The organism is Pantoea sp. X-Soil-YNGN-844, from assembly GCF_059730595.1.
The window spans coordinates 1,616,595-1,638,938 of sequence record NZ_AP036007.1 but is presented as its reverse complement, the minus strand read 5'-3'; the positions used below and the strand labels follow the sequence as shown (position 1 = coordinate 1,638,938).

At 51.7% G+C, this 22,344-nt stretch carries 29 protein-coding genes and 2 pseudogenes; 15 read left to right on the top strand and 16 right to left on the bottom strand.

Going from position 1 to position 22,344, the window contains the following annotated elements:
- Positions 1-2: 2 nt before the first annotated feature.
- Positions 3-947: a transketolase family protein gene (locus AC6I8C_RS07640; RefSeq protein ID WP_497822070.1), complete on the bottom strand. Its 945-nt coding sequence runs from the start codon at positions 945-947 to the stop codon at positions 3-5.
- On the bottom strand, positions 940-1,770 hold the full coding sequence (locus AC6I8C_RS07635) for a transketolase (RefSeq protein WP_033732315.1): 831 nt from the start codon (positions 1,768-1,770) through the stop codon (positions 940-942). The genes AC6I8C_RS07640 and AC6I8C_RS07635 overlap by 8 nt, the downstream gene beginning before the upstream one ends.
- 390 nt (positions 1,771-2,160) lie before the next feature.
- Here AC6I8C_RS07635 and AC6I8C_RS07630 point away from each other — a divergent pair, with 390 nt between their 5' ends.
- Complete coding sequence (locus AC6I8C_RS07630) at positions 2,161-3,117, top strand: sugar-binding transcriptional regulator (protein WP_013357545.1); 957 nt, start codon at positions 2,161-2,163, stop codon at positions 3,115-3,117.
- Positions 3,118-3,127: 10 nt separating this feature from the next.
- Here the strand turns inward: AC6I8C_RS07630 and emtA are convergent, their stop codons facing one another.
- Positions 3,128-3,757, bottom strand: a complete 630-nt coding sequence (gene emtA, locus AC6I8C_RS07625; RefSeq protein WP_081093833.1) for a membrane-bound lytic murein transglycosylase EmtA — start codon at positions 3,755-3,757, stop codon at positions 3,128-3,130.
- 166 nt (positions 3,758-3,923) lie between these two features.
- On the opposite strand from emtA, the gene ldcA reads away from it, so the two are divergent.
- Both ldcA and AC6I8C_RS07615 read left to right on the top strand, forming a co-directional pair.
- Positions 3,924-4,847, top strand: a complete 924-nt coding sequence (ldcA, locus tag AC6I8C_RS07620; protein ID WP_497822069.1) for a muramoyltetrapeptide carboxypeptidase — start codon at positions 3,924-3,926, stop codon at positions 4,845-4,847.
- A 22-nt stretch (positions 4,848-4,869) separates the two neighbouring features.
- On the top strand, positions 4,870-5,532 hold the full coding sequence (locus AC6I8C_RS07615; RefSeq protein ID WP_033782762.1) for an MBL fold metallo-hydrolase: 663 nt from the start codon (positions 4,870-4,872) through the stop codon (positions 5,530-5,532).
- Here AC6I8C_RS07615 and AC6I8C_RS07610 read toward each other — a convergent pair whose 3' ends face one another.
- The 3 genes from AC6I8C_RS07610 to AC6I8C_RS07600 form a co-directional block, all read right to left on the bottom strand.
- Positions 5,533-5,946: a GNAT family N-acetyltransferase gene (locus AC6I8C_RS07610; protein WP_013357541.1), complete on the bottom strand. Its 414-nt coding sequence runs from the start codon at positions 5,944-5,946 to the stop codon at positions 5,533-5,535.
- Positions 5,947-5,960: 14 nt separating this feature from the next.
- Positions 5,961-6,344 (bottom strand): hypothetical protein, encoded by a 384-nt coding sequence (locus AC6I8C_RS07605; RefSeq protein WP_107319547.1) that lies wholly within the window; start codon positions 6,342-6,344, stop codon positions 5,961-5,963.
- 186 nt (positions 6,345-6,530) lie between these two features.
- Positions 6,531-6,710 carry a hypothetical protein gene (locus AC6I8C_RS07600; protein WP_013357539.1) on the bottom strand — a complete coding sequence of 60 codons (180 nt, stop codon included), beginning with the start codon at positions 6,708-6,710 and terminating at the stop codon, positions 6,531-6,533.
- A gap of 214 nt (positions 6,711-6,924) precedes the next feature.
- On the opposite strand from AC6I8C_RS07600, the gene AC6I8C_RS07595 reads away from it, so the two are divergent.
- The 3 genes from AC6I8C_RS07595 to AC6I8C_RS07585 all read left to right on the top strand — a co-directional run bounded on the left by AC6I8C_RS07595 (position 6,925) and on the right by AC6I8C_RS07585 (position 8,907).
- Positions 6,925-7,254 (top strand): hypothetical protein, encoded by a 330-nt coding sequence (locus AC6I8C_RS07595; protein WP_497822068.1) that lies wholly within the window; start codon positions 6,925-6,927, stop codon positions 7,252-7,254.
- Positions 7,255-7,315: 61 nt separating this feature from the next.
- A complete protein-coding gene (locus AC6I8C_RS07590) occupies positions 7,316-7,873 on the top strand; it encodes a hypothetical protein (protein ID WP_497822067.1) in 558 nt (185 codons plus the stop codon).
- Positions 7,874-7,896: 23 nt separating this feature from the next.
- Entirely contained in the window at positions 7,897-8,907 is a 1,011-nt protein-coding gene (locus AC6I8C_RS07585) for a Ppx/GppA phosphatase family protein (RefSeq protein WP_497822066.1), read from the top strand.
- A gap of 19 nt (positions 8,908-8,926) precedes the next feature.
- Here AC6I8C_RS07585 and AC6I8C_RS07580 read toward each other — a convergent pair whose 3' ends face one another.
- Positions 8,927-9,139, bottom strand: a complete 213-nt coding sequence (locus tag AC6I8C_RS07580) for a DUF2767 family protein (RefSeq protein ID WP_013357535.1) — start codon at positions 9,137-9,139, stop codon at positions 8,927-8,929.
- A 180-nt stretch (positions 9,140-9,319) separates the two neighbouring features.
- Between AC6I8C_RS07580 and AC6I8C_RS07575 the strand changes: the two genes are divergently transcribed.
- From AC6I8C_RS07575 to AC6I8C_RS07560, 4 genes are all read left to right on the top strand, one after another.
- On the top strand, positions 9,320-9,568 hold the full coding sequence (locus AC6I8C_RS07575; RefSeq protein ID WP_013357534.1) for an ElaB/YgaM/YqjD family protein: 249 nt from the start codon (positions 9,320-9,322) through the stop codon (positions 9,566-9,568).
- Positions 9,569-9,731: 163 nt separating this feature from the next.
- Complete coding sequence (locus AC6I8C_RS07570; RefSeq protein WP_013357533.1) at positions 9,732-9,902, top strand: hypothetical protein; 171 nt, start codon at positions 9,732-9,734, stop codon at positions 9,900-9,902.
- 355 nt (positions 9,903-10,257) lie between these two features.
- Positions 10,258-11,319: a glycosyltransferase family 9 protein gene (locus AC6I8C_RS07565; RefSeq protein WP_497822065.1), complete on the top strand. Its 1,062-nt coding sequence runs from the start codon at positions 10,258-10,260 to the stop codon at positions 11,317-11,319.
- Positions 11,319-11,648 carry a DUF1493 family protein gene (locus tag AC6I8C_RS07560; protein WP_497822064.1) on the top strand — a complete coding sequence of 110 codons (330 nt, stop codon included), beginning with the start codon at positions 11,319-11,321 and terminating at the stop codon, positions 11,646-11,648. The genes AC6I8C_RS07565 and AC6I8C_RS07560 overlap by 1 nt, the downstream gene beginning before the upstream one ends.
- On the opposite strand, the gene AC6I8C_RS07555 is transcribed toward AC6I8C_RS07560, so the two are convergent.
- The 5 genes and pseudogenes from AC6I8C_RS07555 to AC6I8C_RS07535 all read right to left on the bottom strand — a co-directional run bounded on the left by AC6I8C_RS07555 (position 11,642) and on the right by AC6I8C_RS07535 (position 14,640).
- Entirely contained in the window at positions 11,642-12,652 is a 1,011-nt protein-coding gene (locus AC6I8C_RS07555) for a glycosyltransferase family 9 protein (protein ID WP_497822063.1), read from the bottom strand. The genes AC6I8C_RS07560 and AC6I8C_RS07555 overlap by 7 nt on opposite strands.
- 297 nt (positions 12,653-12,949) lie before the next feature.
- A complete protein-coding gene (locus AC6I8C_RS07550; RefSeq protein WP_497822062.1) occupies positions 12,950-13,150 on the bottom strand; it encodes a hypothetical protein in 201 nt (66 codons plus the stop codon).
- Positions 13,151-13,314: 164 nt separating this feature from the next.
- Positions 13,315-13,512 carry a hypothetical protein gene (locus AC6I8C_RS07545; protein WP_013357527.1) on the bottom strand — a complete coding sequence of 66 codons (198 nt, stop codon included), beginning with the start codon at positions 13,510-13,512 and terminating at the stop codon, positions 13,315-13,317.
- A 342-nt stretch (positions 13,513-13,854) separates the two neighbouring features.
- Positions 13,855-14,034 (bottom strand): annotated as a pseudogene (locus tag AC6I8C_RS07540) (NADP-dependent isocitrate dehydrogenase); the annotation flags it as partial.
- Between the two features lie 441 nt (positions 14,035-14,475).
- Positions 14,476-14,640 carry a con-10 family general stress protein gene (locus tag AC6I8C_RS07535; protein ID WP_497823318.1) on the bottom strand — a complete coding sequence of 55 codons (165 nt, stop codon included), beginning with the start codon at positions 14,638-14,640 and terminating at the stop codon, positions 14,476-14,478.
- A gap of 703 nt (positions 14,641-15,343) precedes the next feature.
- Here AC6I8C_RS07535 and AC6I8C_RS07530 point away from each other — a divergent pair.
- Together AC6I8C_RS07530 and AC6I8C_RS07525 are read left to right on the top strand one after the other, a co-directional pair.
- On the top strand, positions 15,344-15,601 hold the full coding sequence (locus tag AC6I8C_RS07530; protein WP_497822061.1) for a hypothetical protein: 258 nt from the start codon (positions 15,344-15,346) through the stop codon (positions 15,599-15,601).
- A gap of 380 nt (positions 15,602-15,981) precedes the next feature.
- Positions 15,982-16,227, top strand: coding sequence for a hypothetical protein (locus tag AC6I8C_RS07525; protein ID WP_497822060.1), 246 nt, complete (start codon positions 15,982-15,984; stop codon positions 16,225-16,227).
- Between the two features lie 24 nt (positions 16,228-16,251).
- Here the strand turns inward: AC6I8C_RS07525 and AC6I8C_RS07520 are convergent, their stop codons facing one another.
- Positions 16,252-16,470: a hypothetical protein gene (locus tag AC6I8C_RS07520; protein ID WP_266308265.1), complete on the bottom strand. Its 219-nt coding sequence runs from the start codon at positions 16,468-16,470 to the stop codon at positions 16,252-16,254.
- Positions 16,471-16,832: 362 nt separating this feature from the next.
- Here AC6I8C_RS07520 and iraP point away from each other — a divergent pair, with 362 nt between their 5' ends.
- Complete coding sequence (gene iraP / locus AC6I8C_RS07515; protein ID WP_266308266.1) at positions 16,833-17,177, top strand: anti-adapter protein IraP; 345 nt, start codon at positions 16,833-16,835, stop codon at positions 17,175-17,177.
- A gap of 318 nt (positions 17,178-17,495) precedes the next feature.
- Here iraP and AC6I8C_RS07510 read toward each other — a convergent pair whose 3' ends face one another.
- The 3 genes from AC6I8C_RS07510 to AC6I8C_RS07500 form a co-directional block, all read right to left on the bottom strand.
- Entirely contained in the window at positions 17,496-19,157 is a 1,662-nt protein-coding gene (locus tag AC6I8C_RS07510; protein ID WP_497822059.1) for a methyl-accepting chemotaxis protein, read from the bottom strand.
- A 184-nt stretch (positions 19,158-19,341) separates the two neighbouring features.
- Positions 19,342-19,662 carry a hypothetical protein gene (locus AC6I8C_RS07505; protein ID WP_497822058.1) on the bottom strand — a complete coding sequence of 107 codons (321 nt, stop codon included), beginning with the start codon at positions 19,660-19,662 and terminating at the stop codon, positions 19,342-19,344.
- The gene (locus AC6I8C_RS07500) at positions 19,659-21,203 is read right to left on the bottom strand and encodes a methyl-accepting chemotaxis protein (protein WP_497822057.1); all 1,545 of its coding nucleotides are present in this window, start codon (positions 21,201-21,203) and stop codon (positions 19,659-19,661) included. The genes AC6I8C_RS07505 and AC6I8C_RS07500 overlap by 4 nt, the downstream gene beginning before the upstream one ends.
- Positions 21,204-21,454: 251 nt before the next feature.
- On the opposite strand from AC6I8C_RS07500, the gene AC6I8C_RS07495 reads away from it, so the two are divergent.
- The gene (locus tag AC6I8C_RS07495; protein ID WP_497822056.1) at positions 21,455-21,949 is read left to right on the top strand and encodes a MarR family winged helix-turn-helix transcriptional regulator; all 495 of its coding nucleotides are present in this window, start codon (positions 21,455-21,457) and stop codon (positions 21,947-21,949) included.
- A 72-nt stretch (positions 21,950-22,021) separates the two neighbouring features.
- Positions 22,022-22,327, top strand: a pseudogene (locus AC6I8C_RS07490) (tyrosine-type recombinase/integrase); the annotation flags it as partial.
- Between the last annotated feature and the right edge of the window lie 17 nt (positions 22,328-22,344).

Here is a 22,344-nt window from a genome sequence, read left to right as displayed (position 1 = left end):
GTTTATGCTCCTGCGCAGAGGCGTGCTACACTGTTGACTACGCTGCTGGCATCAATGCCATGACGGGCGCGGGTCGAGGCGCGATCGCCGGCAATCGCATATTCGCCATCCGGAATGCCGAGCCGTAACAGCGGGATGCCACAGCCGCCTTCCGCCAGCACTTCGGCCACCAGGCTGCCGACACCACCATTGACGTTGTGCTCTTCTACGGTAATCACCGCTGGGTAGTGATTTAACAGGTTGCGCAGCTGTTGGGTATCACAGGGACGAATCGATGGAACCGCGATCACACCGGCTGAAATGCCCTGTTCAGCCAGTTGCTCAGCGGCGTGAACCACCTCGTGAACCGTAGAGCCCATCGCCACCAGCGCGATGTCGCTGCCTTCCCGCAACAGGTCGATCGCACCCGGACTGAACCGGTAGCTTTCGTCGTGCAGCTGCGGCAGATCTTTGCCGTCCAGACGGATATAGACCGGGCCGACATGCTCAAGGGCGTAGTCGATGATCTGGCGGCACTCCAGCGGGCAGGAAGGCGCATAGATCTCGATATTGCCGAAACCGCGCATCACCGCGATATCATCAATGCTGTGGTGGGTGCTGGCTAACGGACCATAGCTGGCCCCGGCGTTCAGCCCGAACAGTTTGACGTTGGTGTTGTTGTAACAGACGTCAACTTTCACCTGCTCATTGGCGCGTGATACCAGAAACGGCGCGGCGTTACAGGTCACCGCAACTTTGCCGCCCAGCGCCAGCCCGGCCGCTGTACCCACCAGCGTCTGCTCGGCGATGCCGACGTTGATCAGCCGGTCGGGAAACGCCTTGATAAAGGGGGCGATTTTGGCGGTTGAGGTGGAGTCAGCCACCACCGGCACCAGATCCACGCCGCGATTCACCGCATCGATAAAGGCCGTCACCATGACGCTTGCTAAATGTTGTGCATTACTCATCTTTCAGTTCCTCCAGTGCCAGCGCGATCTCTTCGCCTTTCGGCACCCGGTGATGCCATTCGGCTTTGCTCTGAATAAAGGAGATACCAAATCCCTTTTCGGTATGCGCGACAATGACCTGCGGCTTGCCGTTCTTCGGCAGGTTTTCAATGGTGTCGACGACCGCCGCCATCTCATTGCCGTTGCATTCGGTGACCTCCAGCCCGAAGGCACGCCATTTTTCCGGCAGCGGATCGGTGTTCATGATGTCGCGGGTCGCGCCCGCCAGTTGCAGCTTGTTTTTGTCATTAATGATGATCAGGTTATCGAGGCCGTAATGCGCCGCGACCAGTGCCGCCTCCCAGTTGCTGCCTTCGGCCAGTTCCCCGTCGCCGGTCACCACAAAGATGCGGCGCGAGCTGTTATCTTTTTTCGCTGCGATAGCGATGCCCACCGCCACCGGCAGTCCGTGTCCCAGTGCGCCGGTGTTCAGCTCAACGCCAGGCGTTTTCTGCCGCACCGGATGGCCGGGCAGATGTGAGTCAGCATGCTGATAGGTTGCCAGCCAGTCGGTTGGAAAGTAGCCCGCTTCCGCCAGCACGCAGTAATACCCGCCCACCGCGTGTCCTTTAGACTGAATGTAGATGTCACGCTGATCGTCGTCGGTGCGATCCGGAGCGCAGTTCAGAATACGGAAGTAAAGCGCGGTGAGGATCTCCACCTGCGACAGATCGGCACCGGTATGACCGCCTGCCGGGCTGCCCGCATTGAGCTGGATGATGCGACGGCGGATAGCACGTGCCCGACGCTCAAGGTCTTCGACCGGAAGATTGAAAGGATTCATACACTACCTCTGAATTTTAAATCATATGTGAATATATATTCACAGTGTTTAAAAAAATTAAGTCTGATTACAACAAGTCTGACAGTCAGCTGTCTGCAACCTGTATCGGGAGTCACAGGACGCGTTGATAATCACTACCCGTTTCTGCTTTGACTCTGATATGGCTCTATTGAAAAGCCAGGGTAAAGACGATGACAGAATAGAGAATCACCTCTCACCACCTGAATATATATTCATAATCGATTTTATATGCATAATGACTATGCGCCTGCGCTGACGCGCCGTCCAATGCACGATCGTTAAAAAGCGAAAACGATCACAAATTAGACTGCGTTGTGATTTTGATCATCCTGGTTAACAATACCGGACAGATTCAGAGAGGGAAAACCGATGGCAAAACAGGATGAACAGCGACTGATGGTGAAGATTGCCACGCTTTACTATGTCGAAGGGCTGAAGCAGTCAGAGATCGCGCAGTCGCTGACCCTATCGCAGTCTTTTGTCTCACGCATTCTTAATCGCAGCGTGAAAGAGGGTGTGGTCAAGATTAGCGTGGTGCCACCAGCCAACGTCTATCCGGAACTGGAAAAGGCGATTGAGCAGACCTACAACCTGCCGCAGGCAATTGTGGTGGATGTGCCGGATCAGGCGTCGTCACTGCAGATTAAGCAGGCGATTGGATCGGCGGCCGCTCACTATCTGGAGACACGACTGCGTAACGATGAGCTGATTGGTATTTCGTCGTGGAGCGGCACTATCCGGGCGATGGTGGATGCGCTGCATCCGCTTAACAGCGCCTGTAAGGGCGTGATCCAGCTGCTGGGCGGCGTCGGAGCCAACGGCAACGTGCAAGCCACCATTCTGACCCAGAATCTGGCGGCGCTGCTGAACTGCCCCGCCTGGCTGCTGCCGTCGCAGTCGATTGAGCATTCGGTCAGCGATCGCCAGCGGCTGTCGGCCAATGCCGAGGTTGCCGAGGTGCTGAGTAAATTTGAGCAGGTCGATCTGGCGATTGTCGGCATCGGCGATCTGGAGCCGTCGGCGCTGCTGCGCAATTCTGGCAACTACTACGATGGCAAAATGCTGCAGACGCTGGCGGCACGCGGTGCGGTCGGTGATATCTGCCTGCACTATTTCGACGCCTGCGGCCAGCCGGTGTTGAAAGCGGAAGAAGATCCGGTGATCGGAATGGAGCTGGCGCAGGTGAAACAGTGTCCACAGGTCGTCGGGCTGGCTGGGGGACGGGAGAAAGCGCAGGCGATTCGCGGTGCGCTATTGGGCGGTTATATCAAGGTACTGATTATTGACTATCCCACGGCGCGGCTGCTGCTCACGCCGCAGGCGTAGTCAAAACCGGTCAGATGGTGCGGTAAGCGGTGGTGACTTTCCAGAGATAGCGCGGTGCCTGCGCCGCCGGATGCCTGTTCTGCACATGCTGATAGAACTCATCCGGTGACATGGCATTGATCATCGCAATGGCCCGATCGCGGTCGCGGGAAAATGTTCGCAGCAGCGCACCGGCACCGTTGGCATAAGAGACGATGGTGGCGTAGCGCAGGGTCAGCGGATCGCGGATGCCCGACAGCGCAGAGTCCTGCAGGATGCGGATATAGGCGGTGCCGATATCAATATTTTTGGCCGGATCGCGCAACTCAGCATTCGACGGCTGACCGCGGCGGCCCAGCGTGCGATAGACTTCGCGCCCCGCGGTCGACGCTTTAATCTGCATCAGCCCTACCGCATTGGAACGGCTCACTACGCCCGGATTTCCACCCGATTCGACACTGATAATGGCGCTGATCAACTTCTCATCAACGCCATAATGACTGGCGGCATCTTCGGTAAACATGGCCCAGGTTCCATTGACGCTGGAAGGCGGTGCCTGCGTTAGCGGCGTGTTGCGCTGCTTAACGGCATGGTGCGGTGGCTCGCTGGCACAGCCAGTCAGGAGTAAGGCCGATAGTATAAGGTGTCGGATTTTCAGCAATTTTTCGTCTCGTCGCGGTTGTGGCGAATGCTATCATACCCAGGCAGCCTGAGAGCAAAATTACCGTTTATCCTAAATACACGATTATGCGGCGTGCACCGTGACTTCAGCGGGGCTTTTCGCCATCATCGCCGTCAGTCATGAGCGCTAACAGCAGGAAAGTATGATGATTTCACGTTCAGTTCGTCTTATCTCCCCCTCCGGTTACTGTCATAATCAGCCTGCGGCGCTGCAGGGCATTGCACGACTGCGCGCGGCGGGCCATCAGGTGGAGAACGAGCAGGTGATCACCCGCCGTTTTCAGCGCTTCGCCGGAACGGACGCAGAACGCCTTGCGGATATCAACCAGCTTGCCAGCCTCACTGCGCTGCCTGACGTGGTGCTGGCGGTGCGCGGCGGTTACGGAGCCAGCCGATTACTGGCATCCATCGACTATGTTGGCCTGCAACGCCGACTGCTGAATCAGCCGCTGGCGCTGTGCGGCCATAGCGACTTCACCGCAATTCAGCTGGCGCTGCTGGCACAGGTTGGCCTGATTACCTTTAGTGCGCCGATGCTGGCGGGTAATTTTGGTGCCGCGACCTTATCTGAATTTACCCTTCACCACTTCTGGCAGGCACTGACATCACCTACAGTAGAGGTGAACTGGCAGAGCGAAACACCAGACCAGGGCGACTGGCAGGGTACGCTGTGGGGCGGAAATCTGGCGATGATCTGCTCGCTGATCGGCACGCCGTGGATGCCGCAGATTGAGAACGGCATTCTGGTGATAGAAGATGTGAATGAGCATCCGTTCCGCATTGAACGCATGCTGATTCAGCTGGAGCAGAGCGGCATTCTGGCGCGACAGCGGGCAATCGTCACCGGCAGCTTCACCAGCACGGCCCTGTCGGACTATGACAATGGGTTTGATTTCAGTACCGTCTGGCAGCGCGTGCGTGACACTACCGGTCTGCCGGTGATCTGTGGATTAGATTTTGGTCATGCCGCTGACACCGTCACACTGCCGCTGGGTGCCAGCGCACGATTAGCGGTCAGTCAGGGCAACGCCCATTTGCAGGCGACCGGGCATCCCGTCCTGCGGGATTAGAGAGCGTTTCAGGAGATCGACATTGAAGCCGTTGTATGACGATTTGTGGATCTCAACCCCGGAATTCCCGGTGGAAGATGCCGTTAATGACCTGATGATGCATGGCTTTATGCTGCGTCACCCGCGCGGTAATCTGCTGATTGGCCGCGTAGAAAATCCGCTCGATCATGAAGTGATTGCCGATACCGGCGGCGTGATCCGTCACTATCTGACCCACTGGCACGAATCCGCGCCTGGTGCGGCGGTGATCCAGCAGCGTTTCAGCAGCGCGCTTTACTGCCACAGCCGCTCATTGGGCCCCATCAGCCGTTTTGCGGAGCCTGATGACACCTTTTCGCAGCCGGAGACGCACTTCGGCGATTTCCATCTGCTGCCGACGCCCGGACACACGCCGGGCAGCTGCAGCTTTCTCTATACCTCACCGCTGGGGCTGACCTATCTGTTTGTCGGCGATACTGTGACCCGTTCTCATGACAACTGGATCACGGTGCTGGTGCCGGACAGTAATCCGGCTGAGCTGAGTCAGACGCTGGAATTTTACCGCTCGCTGCGCCCCGACGTGGTGCTGATGAGCACCACGCGTGGGCATCTTTCCTGGAAAAAAGTGACGCTGCAAAGCTGGCTGGCTGCCATTGATGAAGCTGAACAACATCCCCTGGATCTGCGTGAAAATCCGCTGTTCTGATTACAGTTCTTTGGTCAGATAGTGCCGCTGATGATGATCCATGTAGTTCGCCAGCGTGAGCCGCAGGGTGTAGCCAAGTTTTTCATAAAATGGCCGCGCCTGAAAACTGGCGGTATCCACCTGTGCATAGCGGCAGCCGCGATTCCGCGCCTCCTGCTCGGCAGCCTGTATCAGCTTACTGCCTGCCCCCTGCCCGCGAAGCGCCTCACTCACCCAGAGCATATCAATCCGCAGCCAGTTACCGGTGGTTGAGCCGGTCAGCCCGGCCAGCTTTTTGCCCTGCTCATCACGGATAAACACCCCAATTGACCTGATCGTATTCACATCAATAAATTTGCTGTTGAAGGCATTGAGGCCCAGCCTGACCTCATCCAGATCCTGCGCGGTAACGTTGTCGGTAATCTCAGGTTGCATAGTGGCTCCCGGGGTTAACTGTCGGAACGCTGACGATCGTCGTAGCGCTCCAGGGTCAGCGCATCGACATCGCGTTTTTCGCTGCGGCTGCAGGGCAGCAGTTTATCGCTGTCGCGGTATACAAAGAAGGTTGCCTGGCTGCGCTGGTTCACAATCAGCTGATCGCCATTGCGAAAGCGGGTAATCGCCACCTGATCGCCCGCTTCTAAGCGGGTTCGCTGCTGACCGGCGGCAATCTGGAAGTGATTATCCGGCCACATCAGGGTGGTTAAACCATATTCGGCACGCGAAACCGTCATGGTCGGCCGGCCGGGACAGTTAAGCTGAAATTCGGTTTCACTCCAGGCGGGTGCGATATGACAGGCCAGCAGGCCCAGGGCAATTAACGCTGCCTTCATGCTGTGTCTCCACTGATTTTATTGAGAATTTTCTTAGCTTAACATATAAAAACCAGAGGAGAGGCGTGAGGCGAGCGTGACTGAGACCATTAAAAGGTGGAATCGGTGTGCGAAAAAACCTGAAAGTTGAGAAAAGATAAAGTAATCCGGCCAGCCTGGCAGCGTGTCCGCCTGGCCGGATAGTGACTATTCGGCTGCCACCTCGGCGGCCACTAACATCAGCGCCAGCCCGGCATTTTCGCTATCATAAGCCTGCATGGCTGCACGAATATTCGCTGAGCAGGCGAGCACCTGTTGCTTCTTATCGGCTTCCAGCTCGTCAATCGCGTGGCGAATAATCATTAGACTTGCTTCTTCTTCTTTCATCATTTATCCCTGGATTTGCCTAAGTGGTGCGCAAAGGAGCCAAGAATACCGTTTATTGCTAAGCAAAGTCACCCCTTTACATTCCTGTTGCTTAACGATTAAACAAATCACAAACAGGAAGCGTAGCGGAAACTGCTATAATTAAGTGTTTGGTGGTGCAACAGGATAGACTCTGCGCCACAACACTCCCAGGGATTGAAGCAGGTAGAAAATCATGATGCGACTCAGCATTTTAATCCTCATTGCGATAGTGACTGGATGTTCATCTGGCCCGAAAGGGGTGGAATGTCCGGGTGAGGTCTCGACAATTTATGGCCAGTCGATGGGACAGACTCAGGGCGTGATTTTTGACCTGGTTAACAGCTTCACCGTGACACGGGACAATGTCAGCGTAAACAGTGGCCCGCTGCAGTCGCTGGATCGGTTTAAATATGTTCCCTCCGCCGTAACGCGTGAAGGCTACTATGCGCAGCGCCTGTCAGATAAGCAGTTCCGCCTGATTAATCCTTACCAGGACACCCAAATTACCTGGACCTGTCCATAAGGGATGAATCCTGCTGCCAGATGGTTTATTGTCAGGAAACGTCAAGCAGCAGGGCTCCCCGATGGAAAAGCGTCTGGATAACAACGGTTATATCGACTTCCCCTTCCCCGCTACGCGCAACGCGGATGGCTCTGTTAATCCCTGTGGCTTTGATTTGACGCTGGAAACCGGTCGCCTTGAAGAGATCGTCGTGCTGAATCGCTCAGCGAATCTGCGGCGACTGGTCGAGGAGGTTAACCTGCAGGAAGGGCTGTTTATGACCCTGGCCTGTGACTGGCAGCGGCAGGAAAAGGCGGTCTGTGGTTTTATCGATGTGGCTTTTCGTCCCGACCTGCCGCAGCACGACTTTGAGGAAGCCCTGCAGCTGGAAGCGAGCTTTCATCGCTACCTGACCGGACAGGAGCAGCAACATCAGCTGCCCGCCGGGACACTGGTTAACTATGCCCGTTCGGTGCTCGACTGGAGCTGGTCGCCGCTGCGTCAGCGTCAGCGTGATTACGAAAAAATTACCATCCAGTTCTATTGTCCGCAGGCCGATGACGCAGAATGGTGTTTTGACCATCTGCGTCATTTCCTGGTGAGCGTCTATCCGACCTGCATCGCCGCCCGTTCACTCTGATCCCCTCTGCCCCCGGAGTCGCTATGCGTCCTGCTGCGCTGTCTGTTTTTACGCTGTTCTGCTCGCTGTTTTTTATCGCATCGGCCCAGGCCGATCGCTGCCAGCAAATCCGCGCCGGTCTGGATATCGGTTCCGGTACCACCAAAATTGCCGTGGCGCGCGTCAATGTCTGCCAGCAGCGTATCGAAAAAGTGCTGTATCAGGATCAGCGCGCCGTGGCCTGGAACGACGCATTAGCCCATTCAGCGGATAACCAGCTGAGTCCGTCAGTAACCCATGAAGGTGCTGCCGCACTGCAGCAGCTGGTGGCGCACGTACAGCGCTTTCATCCGCAGCGAATCAGCGGCGTGGCGACGGCAGTGTTTCGCAACGCCAGCAACGGTCAGGCCGTGATTGAACAGTTGCAGCGCCAGAGCGGTGCGCAAATCAGCATTATTTCGCAGCAGCAGGAGGCGACACTCGGCTTTCTCTCTGCCAGAGCCGCGCTTAAAGATCCAATGGTCCGGGATGAGCAGTTGCTGGTCTGGGATATTGGCGGCGGGTCAATGCAGATGACTGCATGGCGGCAGCAGGCGGGCAAGCCGGTAGCGGATATTTATCAGGGCAGACTGGCTTCGGTGACGCTGAAAAACTTTATTCTGACGGTGCTGAAGAACAGCCCGAAGGCTGAATCCCCTAATCCCATTGGTTCATGGCGGCAGTCGGTGCTGCGCTTTGTGCAGTTTTACGCGACTAACGAAGTGAGCCCGCAGATCAAACAGGATGTGGCCGGTCGTCGGGTAATTGGCATCGGGGGCGTGCACGGTTTTTCGATTCGCAATCAGTTACCGGGCAAACCCGGCCGCTATACGCTGGCGACCCTGAGCCAGCTCTCGCAGCAGCAGGTCTGGAAAGGCGACAGTGAACTGTCTGGCGACTATCGCGCCACGGACGTGAGTAATCTGTTACTGGTGGAAGGATATATGCAGGCGCTGAAAATCAATGAGGTGGAGATTGTTGAAGCCAGCCTGATTCAGGGCGTGCTGCTACAGTAGCGCAACGCTTCCCCATTCGCTAAACGTCGGGCTTAACCAGCCGGATAGCGTGATCAAGCATTCGCTGCTCATCGCGTTCACTGTGGGCGCGCTGCTGCCGGGTCCGTTTAAGCAGGTCATAGATTTCGCCACGCCGGGTATCATGACCGCGCTCCATCAGCACAATGACTGCATCGCCAATAACGCGGCAGACTTCATCATAGTCATCATCATTCAGTGCATCACGTTTCATCGTTTCTCCTCCGGCTGTGACTCTCTTCTCAAAAGGCTAGACAGGAAATGGCTGGCCCGCAAACGCAGCGCTATTAACAGCCAGAAATGATTTTTTAACGCCTTATCGGGCGCTGGCGGAGCAGAACTCACTATCTTTGCTACGCTTTGAGAGTCTTACTCAAAACCAAGGAGCATTTAAATGTCAGGAAAAATCGAAGATAAAGTAAAAGAAGCCGCTGGCGCAGTTCAGGAACAATGGGGCGCAGCAACCGGTTCATCCGAGCATCAGGCTAAGGGCGCAGCGCGTCGTTACACCAACCAGGCAAGCTATGCTGCACGTGATGCTGCTGAGACCATTCGCGATCAGGTTCAGTCCAATCCTGCTGCCGGTCTGGCCATTGCTGCAGGCGTTGGCGTATTTATCGGCTTCCTGCTGGGTCGCAAGTAATACCGCCACACGTCAACAGAACGGGAGCCACTGGCTTCCGTTTTTTTTGGCTTTAGCTGACCGCATGCTGAGAAACATCTGAAAGGTAAGCCTTCACAGGCCAGCGCACGGTGAGTCTTCAGTTTTAATTACGTTCTCTTTCTGACAACATCAAGGTGACCTCATGAAAACGATTCCTGCTTTGCTGCTGGTGGCAGCGACCTTAACCTCTCTGGCGGGCTGCTCGCATAAGAGCGACGCGATTAAAGAAGATGGCCGTCCCCATGCGCCAAGTGGCCAGTCTTCTCCGGGCGGCACCCTGGGTTCAGGCCCGGTGGGGCAGCCTCAGTCGTAATACCCTGCCCCGGCACGCATGCCGGGGTTTGTTTCTTTTTTATATTCAATAGCTCCCGTAAAATAAATTCGCTAATAGTTAATCTGCTAGTAATTAAGGGCGGGATTAAAAAATCCTGAAATATTATTATTATAAGAATCATCCCAACTCTTTTCGAAAATTTCCTACCTCTTTTACACAATTCTGTATATATACCCTGAATAAACAACACTAAAATTGTGGAAACAGTTTAAACAAATATTCTACGGCGAATAAAAAACATTCCCCCCTGCTGAACTTTAGACGCAAGGATATTCTCTAATAATGCACGACACCTTTTGTTTAATATTATTGATACGTTCAAGAGAATTCAGACGTGAAGAAAAAAAAGATTTATCTGATAGACCGACTTTTAACGCTTTATTCTCGATTTTCAGGCAGAAAAGAACCACAAGCCCTGCAGGCGCTGACACCCGGCACAGTCGTGATTTACTCCACTACGGCATTGGGCGATTTTCTGATGAATACACCGGCTATCTGGAGCCTGAAGAATCGCTTTCCCACCAGCAAATTTATTCTGGTTTCCAGTAAGAAAAATAAGGACCTGGTCAGCCGTTATAACTGGTTCGATAAGATCTATATCTGGGATAACAAAGTGGCTAATTTCCTGCCGCTATTTTTCAAACTGCGTCGCCAGAAACCTGATTTGTCAGTGATATTACACGCCCATTTTCCCTACGATATTATGAGCTCAGTACTGACCGGCAGTAAGGCGATTGTGCGCGATCATTACGGCAGCGAATCCCCGGTGCTGAATAAATATCTTGATCACTATTCAGGCTATTTCGACGACCATACCATCAAGCGCAAGCTGAAGCTGATCGAAGCGCTGGGCGCAGAGACAGAGCAGACCCGGATGCATCTGCCCGCGGTAAATAGTCGCCCTGCTGCAACGGCCAGCCATCGCCGTATCGGTTTTCAGTTAGGCGCATCTAAAGATATTCGCCGCTGGCCACTCGCTTCGTTCAGCCAGCTGGCGACCGCGTTGCTCGAACGCTGGCCTGACGCTGAAATTATTGTTACCGGTACAGCTGCTGAGCAGCCGCTTGAGAAACAATTTATCGAAAGCCTGCCGCCGCACTGCCGTAAGCGTGTGACGCCAATGGCAGGCAAAACGAATCTCAGCGGCCTGATCACCCTGATCCGCTCGCTGGACCTGCTGGTCACCGGCGATACCGGTCCGCTGCACATCGCCGTGGCGGCACAGACCCCAACGGTCAGCCTGTTCTCTACCGCCAATCCACGCTATACCGGCCCCTGCCAGGACAGCGATCGCCATATTGTTATTCATCGCCCGGATAAAACGGCGTCACAGCATCCGATGGCGTCAATTAAGGCCGAAGAAGTCGAGCAGGCCGTGGCGAAACTGGTGGGGTAATGAACGATCTCTCTCACGCCATTATAGCGCTGATTGAATACCACAATCAGCCAACCGCCCTGGGCGGGTTCCGGAAAGTGGCTCGGGTAGGTTTTCATCTGCAGCAACTGCCGCTGAATGAGGTGGAGTTCGCGATTCTGATGAATGATTTTTTTGCCACGTTCAACGTCTGCTCTGAGCATTATGATGATGCCCGCTATTTTCCGCCGGCGCACCCGCGGCATATGACACCGATGAAGTGGTTTAAATCTGGCGGATATTGTCCCGTAACGGTCGCGATGCTGTGTGAAGCGGCCAGCCGTGGACGCTGGCCTGAAGCAGATTACTGAATAATCGTTTGGGCAAAGGCGTCATAGACCTCGCGGCTGCTCAGCGCGTTGACCTCACGTGAGGCCGGTTGCAGCACCTGATAGTTAACCTGCCACGGATGCCAGCACGCCGGATCGCTGTCACCAAACAGCGCCACCACCGGCAGGCCCAGTGCGGCACCGATGTGCATTGCCCCGCCATCACTGCTCACCAGCCCCTGACACAACGACATAGCCGCAATCAGCTGCGGCAGGCTGGTAGTCGCCACCGCCTTTATCGGCAGGTGCGGGCAAAGCGCCATGATTTCACGTGCTTTTTCATCATCCCCCGGATGACGCGGATTATCGCGGCTGCCAGGTGACCAGAGCAGCATGATCTGGCAGGGATGATGCGCCGCAATTTTCTCAGCCAGCCCGGCAAATCGGGCGGCGTCCCACTGCTGGCTTGGCTTACGGGCGCTGATCTGGAGTGCATAGACCGGAAGAGTGGAATCAATGGCGTGGGTGTCTCGCAGGCTGGCCGCCATAGCCGTATCCGGCCGCAGGGTCAGTTTGCCTGGCGCGGTGGTGCTGAGATGCAAATCCCGTCCCAGACTAAACAGGGTTTCGCTGATATGACAGGGTGACTGGCTGGGCGGTGGCAATAACTCTGTGATCAGCGGATGCGACTGCTGCCCCAGCGCGATTACTCTGGCGGGACGCACGATTTTAACCCACTTCAGGCCATGCTGATCCCAGCGGCTTTTAGCCAGAATCACTATGTCGTAACGCTGCTTTTTCAGATTCAGCATCAGCTTCAGTCGCTGTAACACACAGGCCAGTCGTCCCTGCCCTGCCTCACGGTGATGCAGCTTGGTGTAATAGAAGAGCTGCCGGATATCGGGATTATGCTGCAACACGGGCGCAGCGTAGTTGTTGGTCAGTACATCGACCTGATACTGGCCCGACTGCGCCAGCGCACTGATGAGTGGCGTGGTCAGCAAGGTATCGCCAATATTATCCCGACAAATAATTAAAACCCGCATGTCTGACATCCTCTGCGCACAGGCTACGCCGTTCTGGCTGAATAAAAGTGAGGCTCGCACAATTAACGTCTCTGAAGCGTTAACGTAACGGCATAAGTCAGCAAATTAGTCAGCGCAGATCGAGGTTGGTTCAATGATCGCCATGTTGCTGAAAGGCGATGGGCGCTTTTCAGGCAAGCGTTATGCCGGGCTCATTAGCCGGATGAATGATTAATAAAAACTTGTGCGGGGCGTCAGCGTGAGGAAGAGATAAAAGGCCACCTACGGCGGCCAGTGTCATCACTGCATTCAGCGGTATCAGCAGTGGACGTTATTTGACAGCAGGTTGATAGCCAGTCTCATAACAGGTTCAGGCTCAATACCGGTAAACATTTGATGAATTTTTTCAGAAATGGCTTCGCGGGTTACCAGCTTATCCTCAGCCACAATTTCCATAACAGCCTGACCAAATAGCAGTCGGCATGCCGCAATCGCATCGCTTAAAGCTTCATCGTCCATAATATTCTCCCTGTGTATTCGCAGAAGCGTACACCTCTGTGACAACGGGATCCTGTTCAACTCTTTTTTTTTGCGGCACGCGTTACAAAAATGAATCAGCTGTCACGTGCTGATAGCCAGGCCCGACATATTGAATGCCGGGCACTTATCAGACAGGCAGAAGATTAACTTAGCGTTTCATTTAACAGATCAAGAGCGACATTGTAAATCAGCGCAGGCTGCGCATCAGGTAACATCACCTTTATTTTTGCTTCCAGAGCGCGGTTAGTGACCGGCTGATTATCTGCTAATAATTCCAGCACAGCCTGCCCAAACATCAGGCGACAGATATAAATCGCGTCTTTTGTATAATTAGCGTCCATAAATCCTCCTTATGAGTGAGGTATTACAGTAACGATATTCAGTCACAAACAGATGCCAGTTTTGCGTTCACGGTTTCTTTTGTAGTGGCATCAGATAATGCAATTTGCAGAAATATTAAAATACTCAGTCGCAGGTAAGAATTTTTCTGGGTGCGGACAGGGAAATGCCATTCAGTCATACGTTGCAGAGGACGCTCATCGCCCGTTATTTTACTGAGTCAGCAGAGCATCAATGCCGAATACGTCATGGCTGAAGAGGCGAAGAAGAAGAGAATGGAAAAGTGCGAAAAGCGGATACAAAAAAGCCAGCATAGCGTTTAATGCTTTGCTGGCTTAAGCGGATTACATATTTTCGATGATCGCGTCGCAAAAATCTAAATATTTCATCAACTTAGCAACACCCATCAGGCGTTCGAAATCGTAAGTCACGGTCTTGTTAGCGATAGCGCCTTCAACACCTTTACCAATCAGGTCAGCCGCTTCGAACCACTCCAGATGACGCAGCATCATCTTAGAAGCAATGTGTTAAAATAATGATTTTATTAGATAAAACCGGGCCACCCCATTCATTTTACATCCCCAAACTAACAAGGAAAATCACTTATATTCCAGCGATTTAAATGTAGTTTTGGGGAAATACCTGCGCTTTAATATCGATTAATTTTTATACAAATTTAATAGGTCTGTCGGCCTGTAATTTTCTTATTAAAGTCGTTAAAAATGAGATGTAAGTAGAATAAAAAACTCAGTGCCGATAAGAGGCCACGCCTAATGAAAAACTGCTTCTTATAAATTAGATCATTGCCTTTGAGGTGTGATGAACGCCAGTAACAAGTTGATATCTAAAAATTAACAGTGACATGATTGATTGCAGAGGAGCGGGAAGAAGATTTGTGAATCATGAAAATGCTTATAGCTTAGATACCGTAGAGCATAGCCTCACAGTATCCTGCTTCTAAATGATTACTTTCTGCGGCTTTTTGTTCCACCTTTTCTTCCGGCGCTTACTGCACGTTCTGGATTGTTTTTAAAATTACCTCCCCTGATTGTACCGCCCTTACGCCCAGCCTCTGCTGCTCTTTCCGGATCTCCTGCAAAATTGCCAGCACCGCCTCCAGGTTTAGTCATGATAGTCTCAAATGAGTTAAGGTTTTTTAAGTATAATTCTTCATTCAAATCCTGCTGCTATGAGAGAGCTTAAAAGTTACATTTTACCCTGCCAGACTAATGAGTCAGCTTAATCAAAGACATACGCAACGAGAAAATTTGCCGCTTGCGCTTGCCATACTGATATGGTCCTTTAACATTAAACTTGTTGTGTGAAGGCAAAGCGCTCCTACCGCTACCTAAGATGATGTGAATATGATTAATGTCATCTTTTCACAACATGAAGAGGCCGCTTAAGAGTTTCTGAATCCCCACCGCAATTTATGCCTGCTGCCGTCCTCTGGTGCAGGTATTTTTTTCTTCGTCATATATCTTTTGAAAACTTAAGAGATACTTTAAGATTTTCATGCAATAATGCTTTAAGTCAAGGATTGTACCTGTTTCTGATTTTTAGACTTAGATGAATATTTTAGTCAAATCTCAGGATCTATATTTTTTAAAAACTTTTGTGGTGATTGCATTTTCATCATCACCCTGACGTAGTATTTTCATTTAAAACAACAAGTTAAAAGAAAGTCACTCGACCCTGAAGAATCATGTGTTAATATTTTTTGAAGTGTCCGACCGTGCCCTTTTTGCACGAATAATTACAAGAAATCAATTCTTAAACCAAATTTCTTGTACCTTTAGATGGTATTTTACTAACACGCAATAAAAGGATCGCATGTCCAGAAGTGAGCAAGAAAAAGTAAATATCATGATTGGTGAAGCTGTCTTATCGCTGCTTAATGACTATGTTGGTATCCGAAAAGATACTATTATTGAAAGACTTAAAAAAATGCTGAAAGAGGAGTCTGATAATCAGCGCCGCCAGATAATCAACAATGCCATTCAGCAGACACTCAAACTTGCAAGCAATGAATTCCAGCTAAAATTTAGCCCTGCTGAAGCAAAAAATCATCTGAATGCATCATTAAGATAACGAACATACGGTAGCACAGCCATTGACGCCAATTCAAAAATATGTGAAGTACTGTTTTAACTGAAAACTTAAGTTTTCCTTTTTGATTAATTTACTCATAGTTGTTAAATGAAATGTTGCTGGCAAAATTAATGTCATTTCCTTGAAAAATCCAGAGATCATAAATTTTTTCTTACAATCCTGAAATTTATGCCTGCTCCCAATCGCTGTTGCAGGTTTTTTTTTGCCCACCGCTTGGCTTCCATCAACTAACTAACATAATCTGATGGGGCCACGCGTCGGGACTGTGTTCAGCAGACTCATCCGTACCTATGACAGGGCTTTATTGTTGCTGTTTCGAACTGTTATACCGATCTTTACCTCATACAACTGGATGATAAATGTACAAAACTGAAAGTGAAACACTGCGTGATATTCTTCTTGGTGAGGCCATCTTTGAGTTACTTAATGAAAAAGTAAGTATCACTAACGCACTGCTTATTCAAAAATTGCAAGAACTCCAGATCATAGCTAGTGTGGCTTCTAGAAAAATAGCTATTCAGGCTGCCATTCTGCAAATCACTAAACCCGAACTGCGATGTACAGTCGCAACCGGCAATCTACCTATTAATCAGGTGATTCATTAGAATTTATAACAATTATCAGGTGTATTATTGTGATTGAGATTTCACTGGCCAACCATTAGCAACAATGAGAGCAGCATCACCGTAGAGTTTTTTCATTCCATCTACAGACTGCTCTTCAGACTTTCTCAGTTGCATCACTATGTTATCTTTCTCAACAGGTTTTCCCGACTCAAGTAAGCATGAGACGGCATGCCCGATGACTGCATAAATATCATACTTGTTTTCAGATTTATGAGCATCCATCCTAATAACCCTTTGATAGCATCAAAAATATCTTACCAGACAAACTTCCTATCAATTATTATTCAGTCTGGCAAGTTAGATTAATCAACTGTGAGGTTAAATAAAAAAAATCAATCAGCACTCTCTTAAAGATTGCATGCCAGAATCACTTTAATTTTAGTAAAACTACTCAAGTGAAACTTAACAGATGTCAAACCTTAAGCCTCTAATAACTACTAACATATTTTCATATTTTGGCATCAACCACCTTTTTTAGAGCGAAGCAGATCGACTGGTCATTGTTTGAGACCACTATTTTCAGATCGTTGAGGTTTTCAGAAATAAAAAGAAAGGTTAGGATCGAATTTTTGAGGGGATGGGCTATGAAGAACGTCGTACTAAGCATGCTTGCTAAAATTTCAAGCATCGATGCTAACATGAAACAACTAACAGCGCGTGTTGAGGCGCAATCCCTGCTGATTAGTGCTCTTGTTTTAGCTGTAAGTAAACAGGGAGGTGTGAACGAAATGATCGAGAGCGCTAACAAAGCTATCAATACTGTTATTGACTCGGCAGAATCAGATGAGCTGCTTAAGTCAGATGCGGCCATCCTTTTAAGTGAATTACAAAGCCTGCTAACTATTTCAACAGCTGTTGACAATGCAGATGAAGAAATTAACCATGAAGGGCTGGATAAGCTTAACGGTTTAACATCTCTTGATAGCTGATTGCTCAAGTAAGCGGGCTTTCAACAAAGCTTGTCCACTAAGCGTATGTTGCTTAGTGGACCTGGTGGAAGTTACGAAAAATCGCATGTGCCTGAAAATTCAAATTTCATCCCGTATTATTTAATGATTTTTTTCATTCAACTCATAGATTGCTCATGGCTGATTTCAGATTATTGGTCTTAAAAGTTCATGAGCCACCAAAATCGTCGCCCTCCCCTTAACTAAAAACTTATCCCCTGCCATCAATTGTCTCGCCATCCGTAGGAAAAGGGCTCGACTAAACCCTTTCCTTAATCAGAAAACTGGTCACGCCCGGTATCAGAAGTTTTGCCAGTTATCGTTGCCCGCAACCGCAATGGCAGGTCTGGTGCGTAAAACTGCTGCGGAGGGTATTGAACGGCTCACAGAGCTAGGTGCAGTCGAAGCAGACACTGACACAGAAACGAGCGTAAAAGTGTTCACCAAATGGTTGAGTGCTGCAGCCTGCTCCATGAGTGATCGGGAGGCTGCAGAAGCTTCTTCAACAAGCGCAGCATTCTGCTGGGTGACATCGTCCATCTGATCGACAGCCTGATGAACCTGTCCAATTCCCTGTGACTGCTCACTGGCCGCCACGGCTATTTCATCCACCAGGTCAGTTACCTGCCGAACGGCATCATTCATTTTTGAAATGTTTTCTCCCACACCTTCTGCCTGTGCGGAACCAGCCTGGACAAAGCCCATTGACGACTCAATAAGCTCTTTGATTTCGCGTGCTGAAGATGATGAGCGCTGTGCAAGATTGCGGACTTCACCGGCCACCACGGCAAAACCACGGCCCTGCTCTCCGGCACGGGCAGCCTCTACAGCAGCGTTCAGAGCCAGAATATTGGTCTGAAACGCAATCCCTTCGATCAGTGCAATGATATCGGTGATTTTCGCTGAGCTTCCTCTGATATCGCCCATGGTCGACAACAGTGTGCGAACACGACCGGCACTATCCTCGGAGATTTCATGCGCATTCTTCGCCAGTTGGCTAGCCAGTCGGGTGTTTTCAGCGGTCTGACGAACAGTTTCACTTAGCTCAGACATACTTGCCGCGGTCTGCTCCAGTGAAGCAGCCTGTTCCTCGGTACGCGATGACAAGTCTTCGTTACCTGCTGAGATTTGTGCCGAAGCGGAACTGACCGACTGTGCTGATGCCTCAACTTTTGACAGTGAATCTGAGACATTTTCAACAAGATGATTGAACGCGCGGGCCGTAAGGCCGATTTCATCCTGGCGCGACGCGTCTACCCGTAGGGTCAGATCAAGGTTTTTACTGGCACGTTCCATTGTTTCACGCATGCCATTCAGCTGACGGCGGATGCCGAAGAGGGTTCGGAGTGCAAAGAAAGCCAGAATAATCACAGCCAGCGCTGAGCCACCCACCAGGCTCCATACAGTAATATGATAAGTTCTGTCATTTTCTTTACGCAGAGCCTTGCCAATGTCGACGTTCAGCTTGCGCTGCTTCTGATAGCTCGTAATCAACTGACGGGCAGCCTCGCCAATGCCATCACTCCCCTGAAGTGCGCCCATAGCAACGGCATCATTCTGTGCACGCGAGCCTGCCAGAAAAGCAGGAAGGTTAGATTCAATCCGCCTGATGGTAGTAAACGCTTCCTCCGTCATCTTGCGGTCTTCTTCATCCGAAACGTCATTGTTAAGGTAATGCTGGTTAAGGGATTTAATATTACTGATAGCCCCGTTTATTTCTTTTTCAATGTTAGCCTGAATACGGGGTTCGGTCGCACTCTGATGGCGATATAGCCATATGATGAGTGAGTTACTGCTATCGACCATACTGCCAAGGTCCACGAGTGACGGAATGGTGTTCTCCTGCACATACTGAAAGCGGGACTGAAACCCACCGGCGACTACGACAGCCACAATGACCATCGCGACCAGCGCAGCAGAGAGAAGTGAAAAGGTGAGCAGCAATCGCTGTGTTATCGTCATGTGATATCCTGCCATTGTAAGTTACTGATGCTGTGTAAAATATGGAAAAAAAAGAAACCTGCAGTACATATATCGGCAAAAAAGCATTGAAAGTTCTTTCAAACATGTAAATTAGTGCGATGAGTTATACAAATGTCTGCTGGCTGGCAAACTTTTCTGCTTATACCTTTGTCCCGGTTTCCACCTACAGTCCGTCAGCATCCTGACCGGTTACGCAGACCAGAAAATTATTCATCATTGCAATCGCCCGGCCGGTGGCAATCAGGTCGGCGGCAAGCAGGACGTCTTCCCGAAGAAGCATGGCCATGACGCCGGGCACCGCCATCCGCGCCTGCACGGGCTCAAAGGCCCTGTTGAGATAAACCAGATTGTTGGCAAAGGTGGAGGTCGTCAGGTAACTACCCCGAATCAGCTGGTTTACCATGAAGTCCACGCCCTCCTTCAGGGCGTGAAGGGTCTTATACGTTTCCAATGAATCCTGTTCGCTTTCTGCGTCGTGACTCATACTTTAAATGTTCCTACCATGGTTCGCAGGTCATGGGCCTGCTCTGAAAGCGACTGAGAGGCAGAGGACGACTCTTCAACCAGCGCTGCGTTGTTCTGCGTCACGCCGTCCATCTGGCTCACGGCAATGCTCACCTGCGAAATGCCCTGCATCTGCTCAGAGGAGGCCAGGGAAATCTCGTCCATTGATTCGGCCAGTTCACCGACCATAGCCACGATTTTCAGGATGCTCTGTCCGGTTGATGACGCCACGGTGACGCCGCTTTCCACCTGTGTAACGGCCTGCTCAATCAGTGTCTTGATGTCCTTCGCGGCCGTGGCGCTGCGCTGCGCCAGCGTTCTGACCTCACCGGCGACCACGGCAAAGCCGCGCCCCTCCTCACCCGCACGAGCCGCTTCAACTGCTGCATTCAGCGCCAGGATGTTGGTCTGGAACGCGATGCTCTCGATAACGGAGGTGATGTCACGCACCTTCGTGGCACTCACGGAGATATCATGCATGGTGTCTGACATACGTTTCACGTCCGACTCACCGCTGCGGGCCAGCTGCGCCGTTTCGCGTGCCGAGTCGGCCGTCTGCCGGGCGCCGGCGGCGTTACTTTTTACGGTGGCAGAGAGCTGCTCCATACTGGCAGCAGTTTCCTGCAGGGCGGCGGCCTGCTGCTCGGTGCGTGAAGACAGCTCGGTGTTACCCTGTGAGATTTCGTCGGCGGCCAGAGCCACGGAGGCGGACGAATCTTTAATCTGCGTCACCAGGCCGCGCAGGTTTGCCTGCATGACGTCAAGAGAGGCCAGCAGGCTGGTCGTGTCATTACGGCGCAGCGTGACCGGCCCCGTGAGATCACCGGCGGCAATCGCGGCGGCAAGTGTCTGAGCCTGTGCAGGCTCTCCGCCCAGCTGACGCATCAGGCTGCGGCTTACAATCAGGCAGCCTGCTACTGCGGTGAGGACTGAGAGCAGAGTAAGCACGATAAGCACCGTTCTGGTCCGGGAAACGGTCTCACTGGTTTCGGTGACCGTCGCTACCGTCTGTGCCTTCTGAATGTCGGTGAGCCGGTTAAGGGCATCGAGCAGTTTTCGCTGCGCCGGACGTGCGGTTTTCATCAGGTAAGGCGTGGCCTCCTGTGGCCGGTTTTCCAGACCCAGCCTGCCCGCCGTCATCAGGGTTTTCATAGCATCCTTTTCAGCGGCCAGTATTTCGTCGAGTACGTTTTTACCCTGAGCAGTAACGCTGTGACTCATGCTGTCAACCAGTTGCTCGCGCTCGTGGATGTATTTCTGCTGCTGAGTCGTCAGACGCTCCCACTCCGGCTGCATTTCCTTCGGCTCGCTTAAGAGCGCGAGGTTGCGTACGGCGATGGCCATATCACGAATATCGCCCCGCATATCAAGTACAACTGACAACCGCTTCATCTTGTTATTCACGGCATCATTCATCCCACGCTCGGCCTCAGTCAGCGCGTGCAGAGCTGTGCCCGTACAGATAACCAGAAGCAGAACAAGTAAACCAAAACCGATAGCAAGACGTGTTGAGACCTTCATTATTTTTTCCCTGGATGTTGTATCACTGTCAGGGTCTATCGGCTGGAAAAGAGAGAAGTCCATTGCCTTTACAAAATAAATTGAACACAACTTAATTGATGTCGATATATTTGCCACCACGGTCGGTCTGGCAGCGGTCTGGGGCATTCAAGCCTGTCCGTGATAATCTGTTTATCCGGCACCCTGACGTCTGTCGCCCTTTACGTTCACCGAACGCCCGCCGACCATTATTAACCATCAGGAACCCCGGTATGAAAAACACACCTGAAGTGAGCAGGTCTGAAGACGCCCCATCCCAGAAGCTGGAGCAGCAACTTTGCTTCGCGCTGTACTCCGCTTCTCTGGCCATGACAAAGCTTTATCAGTCACACCTGAAATTACTCGGGCTCACCTATCCGCAGTATCTGGTAATGCTGGCACTGTGGGAAAAGGATGGTGTGACGGTCTCAGAGGTGGGACGGCGCGTACAGCTGGAGTCTGGCACGCTCAGCCAACTGCTGAAGCGGCTTGAACAGGCCTGCTTTATCAGCCGGGTACGCGACACCGGTCATGATGAACGTAGGGTCATTATCCGCCTGACCGAAGCAGGCCGGGAGCTCGAAAGCCGGGCTTCCGGCGTACCGGCTGCGATGACTGGTGAAATAGGCATTCAGTTTGAGACGCTGGCCGGCCTGCGTGACGGCGCAAAACACGTTCAGGAAAAGATTGTCCAGGCGCTATCGCGCAGGGGAAATGATAAGTCGTGATGCTCTGACCTTATTTCAGGTCAGCAGTCTGCGTAACCGGTATGATTTTAAAATCTGAACCGGGCTGTCGCCAAATGCCGCGATGCGGTTGTGAGTAAATATCTGGTCCATTTCCGTCACTCAACCTCGCAGGCCGTTAGGGGTGATAATGTTTCTGCCAGCGCTATTACAACGACGTTCAAAAAGGCCAGGAATCACTGTGGGCTGACATGGGCTGAATGTGCAGCACCTACCTTTCATGAGCAGCGTTCGCTGTCGGAACGTTTGTATCGTGAACAGGGTGTGGATACTCAAAAATTACTCGGCCATAAGACTCAGAAAATGACTGATCGCTATAACGATGATCGCGGGAAAGACTGGATTGTAGTTGCTGTGTGAAGGTGATTTTATAAACA

Excerpts from the sequence above, each read along its gene's own strand:
- AC6I8C_RS07640 (WP_497822070.1), bottom strand. The coding sequence starts at position 947 with ATGAGTAATGCACAACATTTAGCAAGCGTCATGGTGACGGCCTTTATC.
- AC6I8C_RS07635 (WP_033732315.1), bottom strand. The coding sequence starts at position 1,770 with ATGAATCCTTTCAATCTTCCGGTCGAAGACCTTGAGCGTCGGGCACGT.
- AC6I8C_RS07630 (WP_013357545.1), top strand. The coding sequence starts at position 2,161 with ATGGCAAAACAGGATGAACAGCGACTGATGGTGAAGATTGCCACGCTT.
- ldcA (WP_497822069.1), top strand. The coding sequence starts at position 3,924 with ATGATTTCACGTTCAGTTCGTCTTATCTCCCCCTCCGGTTACTGTCAT.
- AC6I8C_RS07610 (WP_013357541.1), bottom strand. The coding sequence starts at position 5,946 with ATGCAACCTGAGATTACCGACAACGTTACCGCGCAGGATCTGGATGAG.
- AC6I8C_RS07605 (WP_107319547.1), bottom strand. The coding sequence starts at position 6,344 with ATGAAGGCAGCGTTAATTGCCCTGGGCCTGCTGGCCTGTCATATCGCA.
- AC6I8C_RS07600 (WP_013357539.1), bottom strand. The coding sequence starts at position 6,710 with ATGAAAGAAGAAGAAGCAAGTCTAATGATTATTCGCCACGCGATTGAC.
- AC6I8C_RS07595 (WP_497822068.1), top strand. The coding sequence starts at position 6,925 with ATGATGCGACTCAGCATTTTAATCCTCATTGCGATAGTGACTGGATGT.
- AC6I8C_RS07590 (WP_497822067.1), top strand. The coding sequence starts at position 7,316 with ATGGAAAAGCGTCTGGATAACAACGGTTATATCGACTTCCCCTTCCCC.
- AC6I8C_RS07585 (WP_497822066.1), top strand. The coding sequence starts at position 7,897 with ATGCGTCCTGCTGCGCTGTCTGTTTTTACGCTGTTCTGCTCGCTGTTT.
- AC6I8C_RS07580 (WP_013357535.1), bottom strand. The coding sequence starts at position 9,139 with ATGAAACGTGATGCACTGAATGATGATGACTATGATGAAGTCTGCCGC.
- AC6I8C_RS07575 (WP_013357534.1), top strand. The coding sequence starts at position 9,320 with ATGTCAGGAAAAATCGAAGATAAAGTAAAAGAAGCCGCTGGCGCAGTT.
- AC6I8C_RS07570 (WP_013357533.1), top strand. The coding sequence starts at position 9,732 with ATGAAAACGATTCCTGCTTTGCTGCTGGTGGCAGCGACCTTAACCTCT.
- AC6I8C_RS07560 (WP_497822064.1), top strand. The coding sequence starts at position 11,319 with ATGAACGATCTCTCTCACGCCATTATAGCGCTGATTGAATACCACAAT.
- AC6I8C_RS07555 (WP_497822063.1), bottom strand. The coding sequence starts at position 12,652 with ATGCGGGTTTTAATTATTTGTCGGGATAATATTGGCGATACCTTGCTG.
- AC6I8C_RS07550 (WP_497822062.1), bottom strand. The coding sequence starts at position 13,150 with ATGGACGATGAAGCTTTAAGCGATGCGATTGCGGCATGCCGACTGCTA.
- AC6I8C_RS07545 (WP_013357527.1), bottom strand. The coding sequence starts at position 13,512 with ATGGACGCTAATTATACAAAAGACGCGATTTATATCTGTCGCCTGATG.
- AC6I8C_RS07535 (WP_497823318.1), bottom strand. The coding sequence starts at position 14,640 with ATGACTAAACCTGGAGGCGGTGCTGGCAATTTTGCAGGAGATCCGGAA.
- AC6I8C_RS07530 (WP_497822061.1), top strand. The coding sequence starts at position 15,344 with ATGTCCAGAAGTGAGCAAGAAAAAGTAAATATCATGATTGGTGAAGCT.
- AC6I8C_RS07525 (WP_497822060.1), top strand. The coding sequence starts at position 15,982 with ATGTACAAAACTGAAAGTGAAACACTGCGTGATATTCTTCTTGGTGAG.
- AC6I8C_RS07520 (WP_266308265.1), bottom strand. The coding sequence starts at position 16,470 with ATGGATGCTCATAAATCTGAAAACAAGTATGATATTTATGCAGTCATC.
- iraP (WP_266308266.1), top strand. The coding sequence starts at position 16,833 with ATGAAGAACGTCGTACTAAGCATGCTTGCTAAAATTTCAAGCATCGAT.
- AC6I8C_RS07510 (WP_497822059.1), bottom strand. The coding sequence starts at position 19,157 with ATGACGATAACACAGCGATTGCTGCTCACCTTTTCACTTCTCTCTGCT.
- AC6I8C_RS07505 (WP_497822058.1), bottom strand. The coding sequence starts at position 19,662 with ATGAGTCACGACGCAGAAAGCGAACAGGATTCATTGGAAACGTATAAG.
- AC6I8C_RS07500 (WP_497822057.1), bottom strand. The coding sequence starts at position 21,203 with ATGAAGGTCTCAACACGTCTTGCTATCGGTTTTGGTTTACTTGTTCTG.
- AC6I8C_RS07495 (WP_497822056.1), top strand. The coding sequence starts at position 21,455 with ATGAAAAACACACCTGAAGTGAGCAGGTCTGAAGACGCCCCATCCCAG.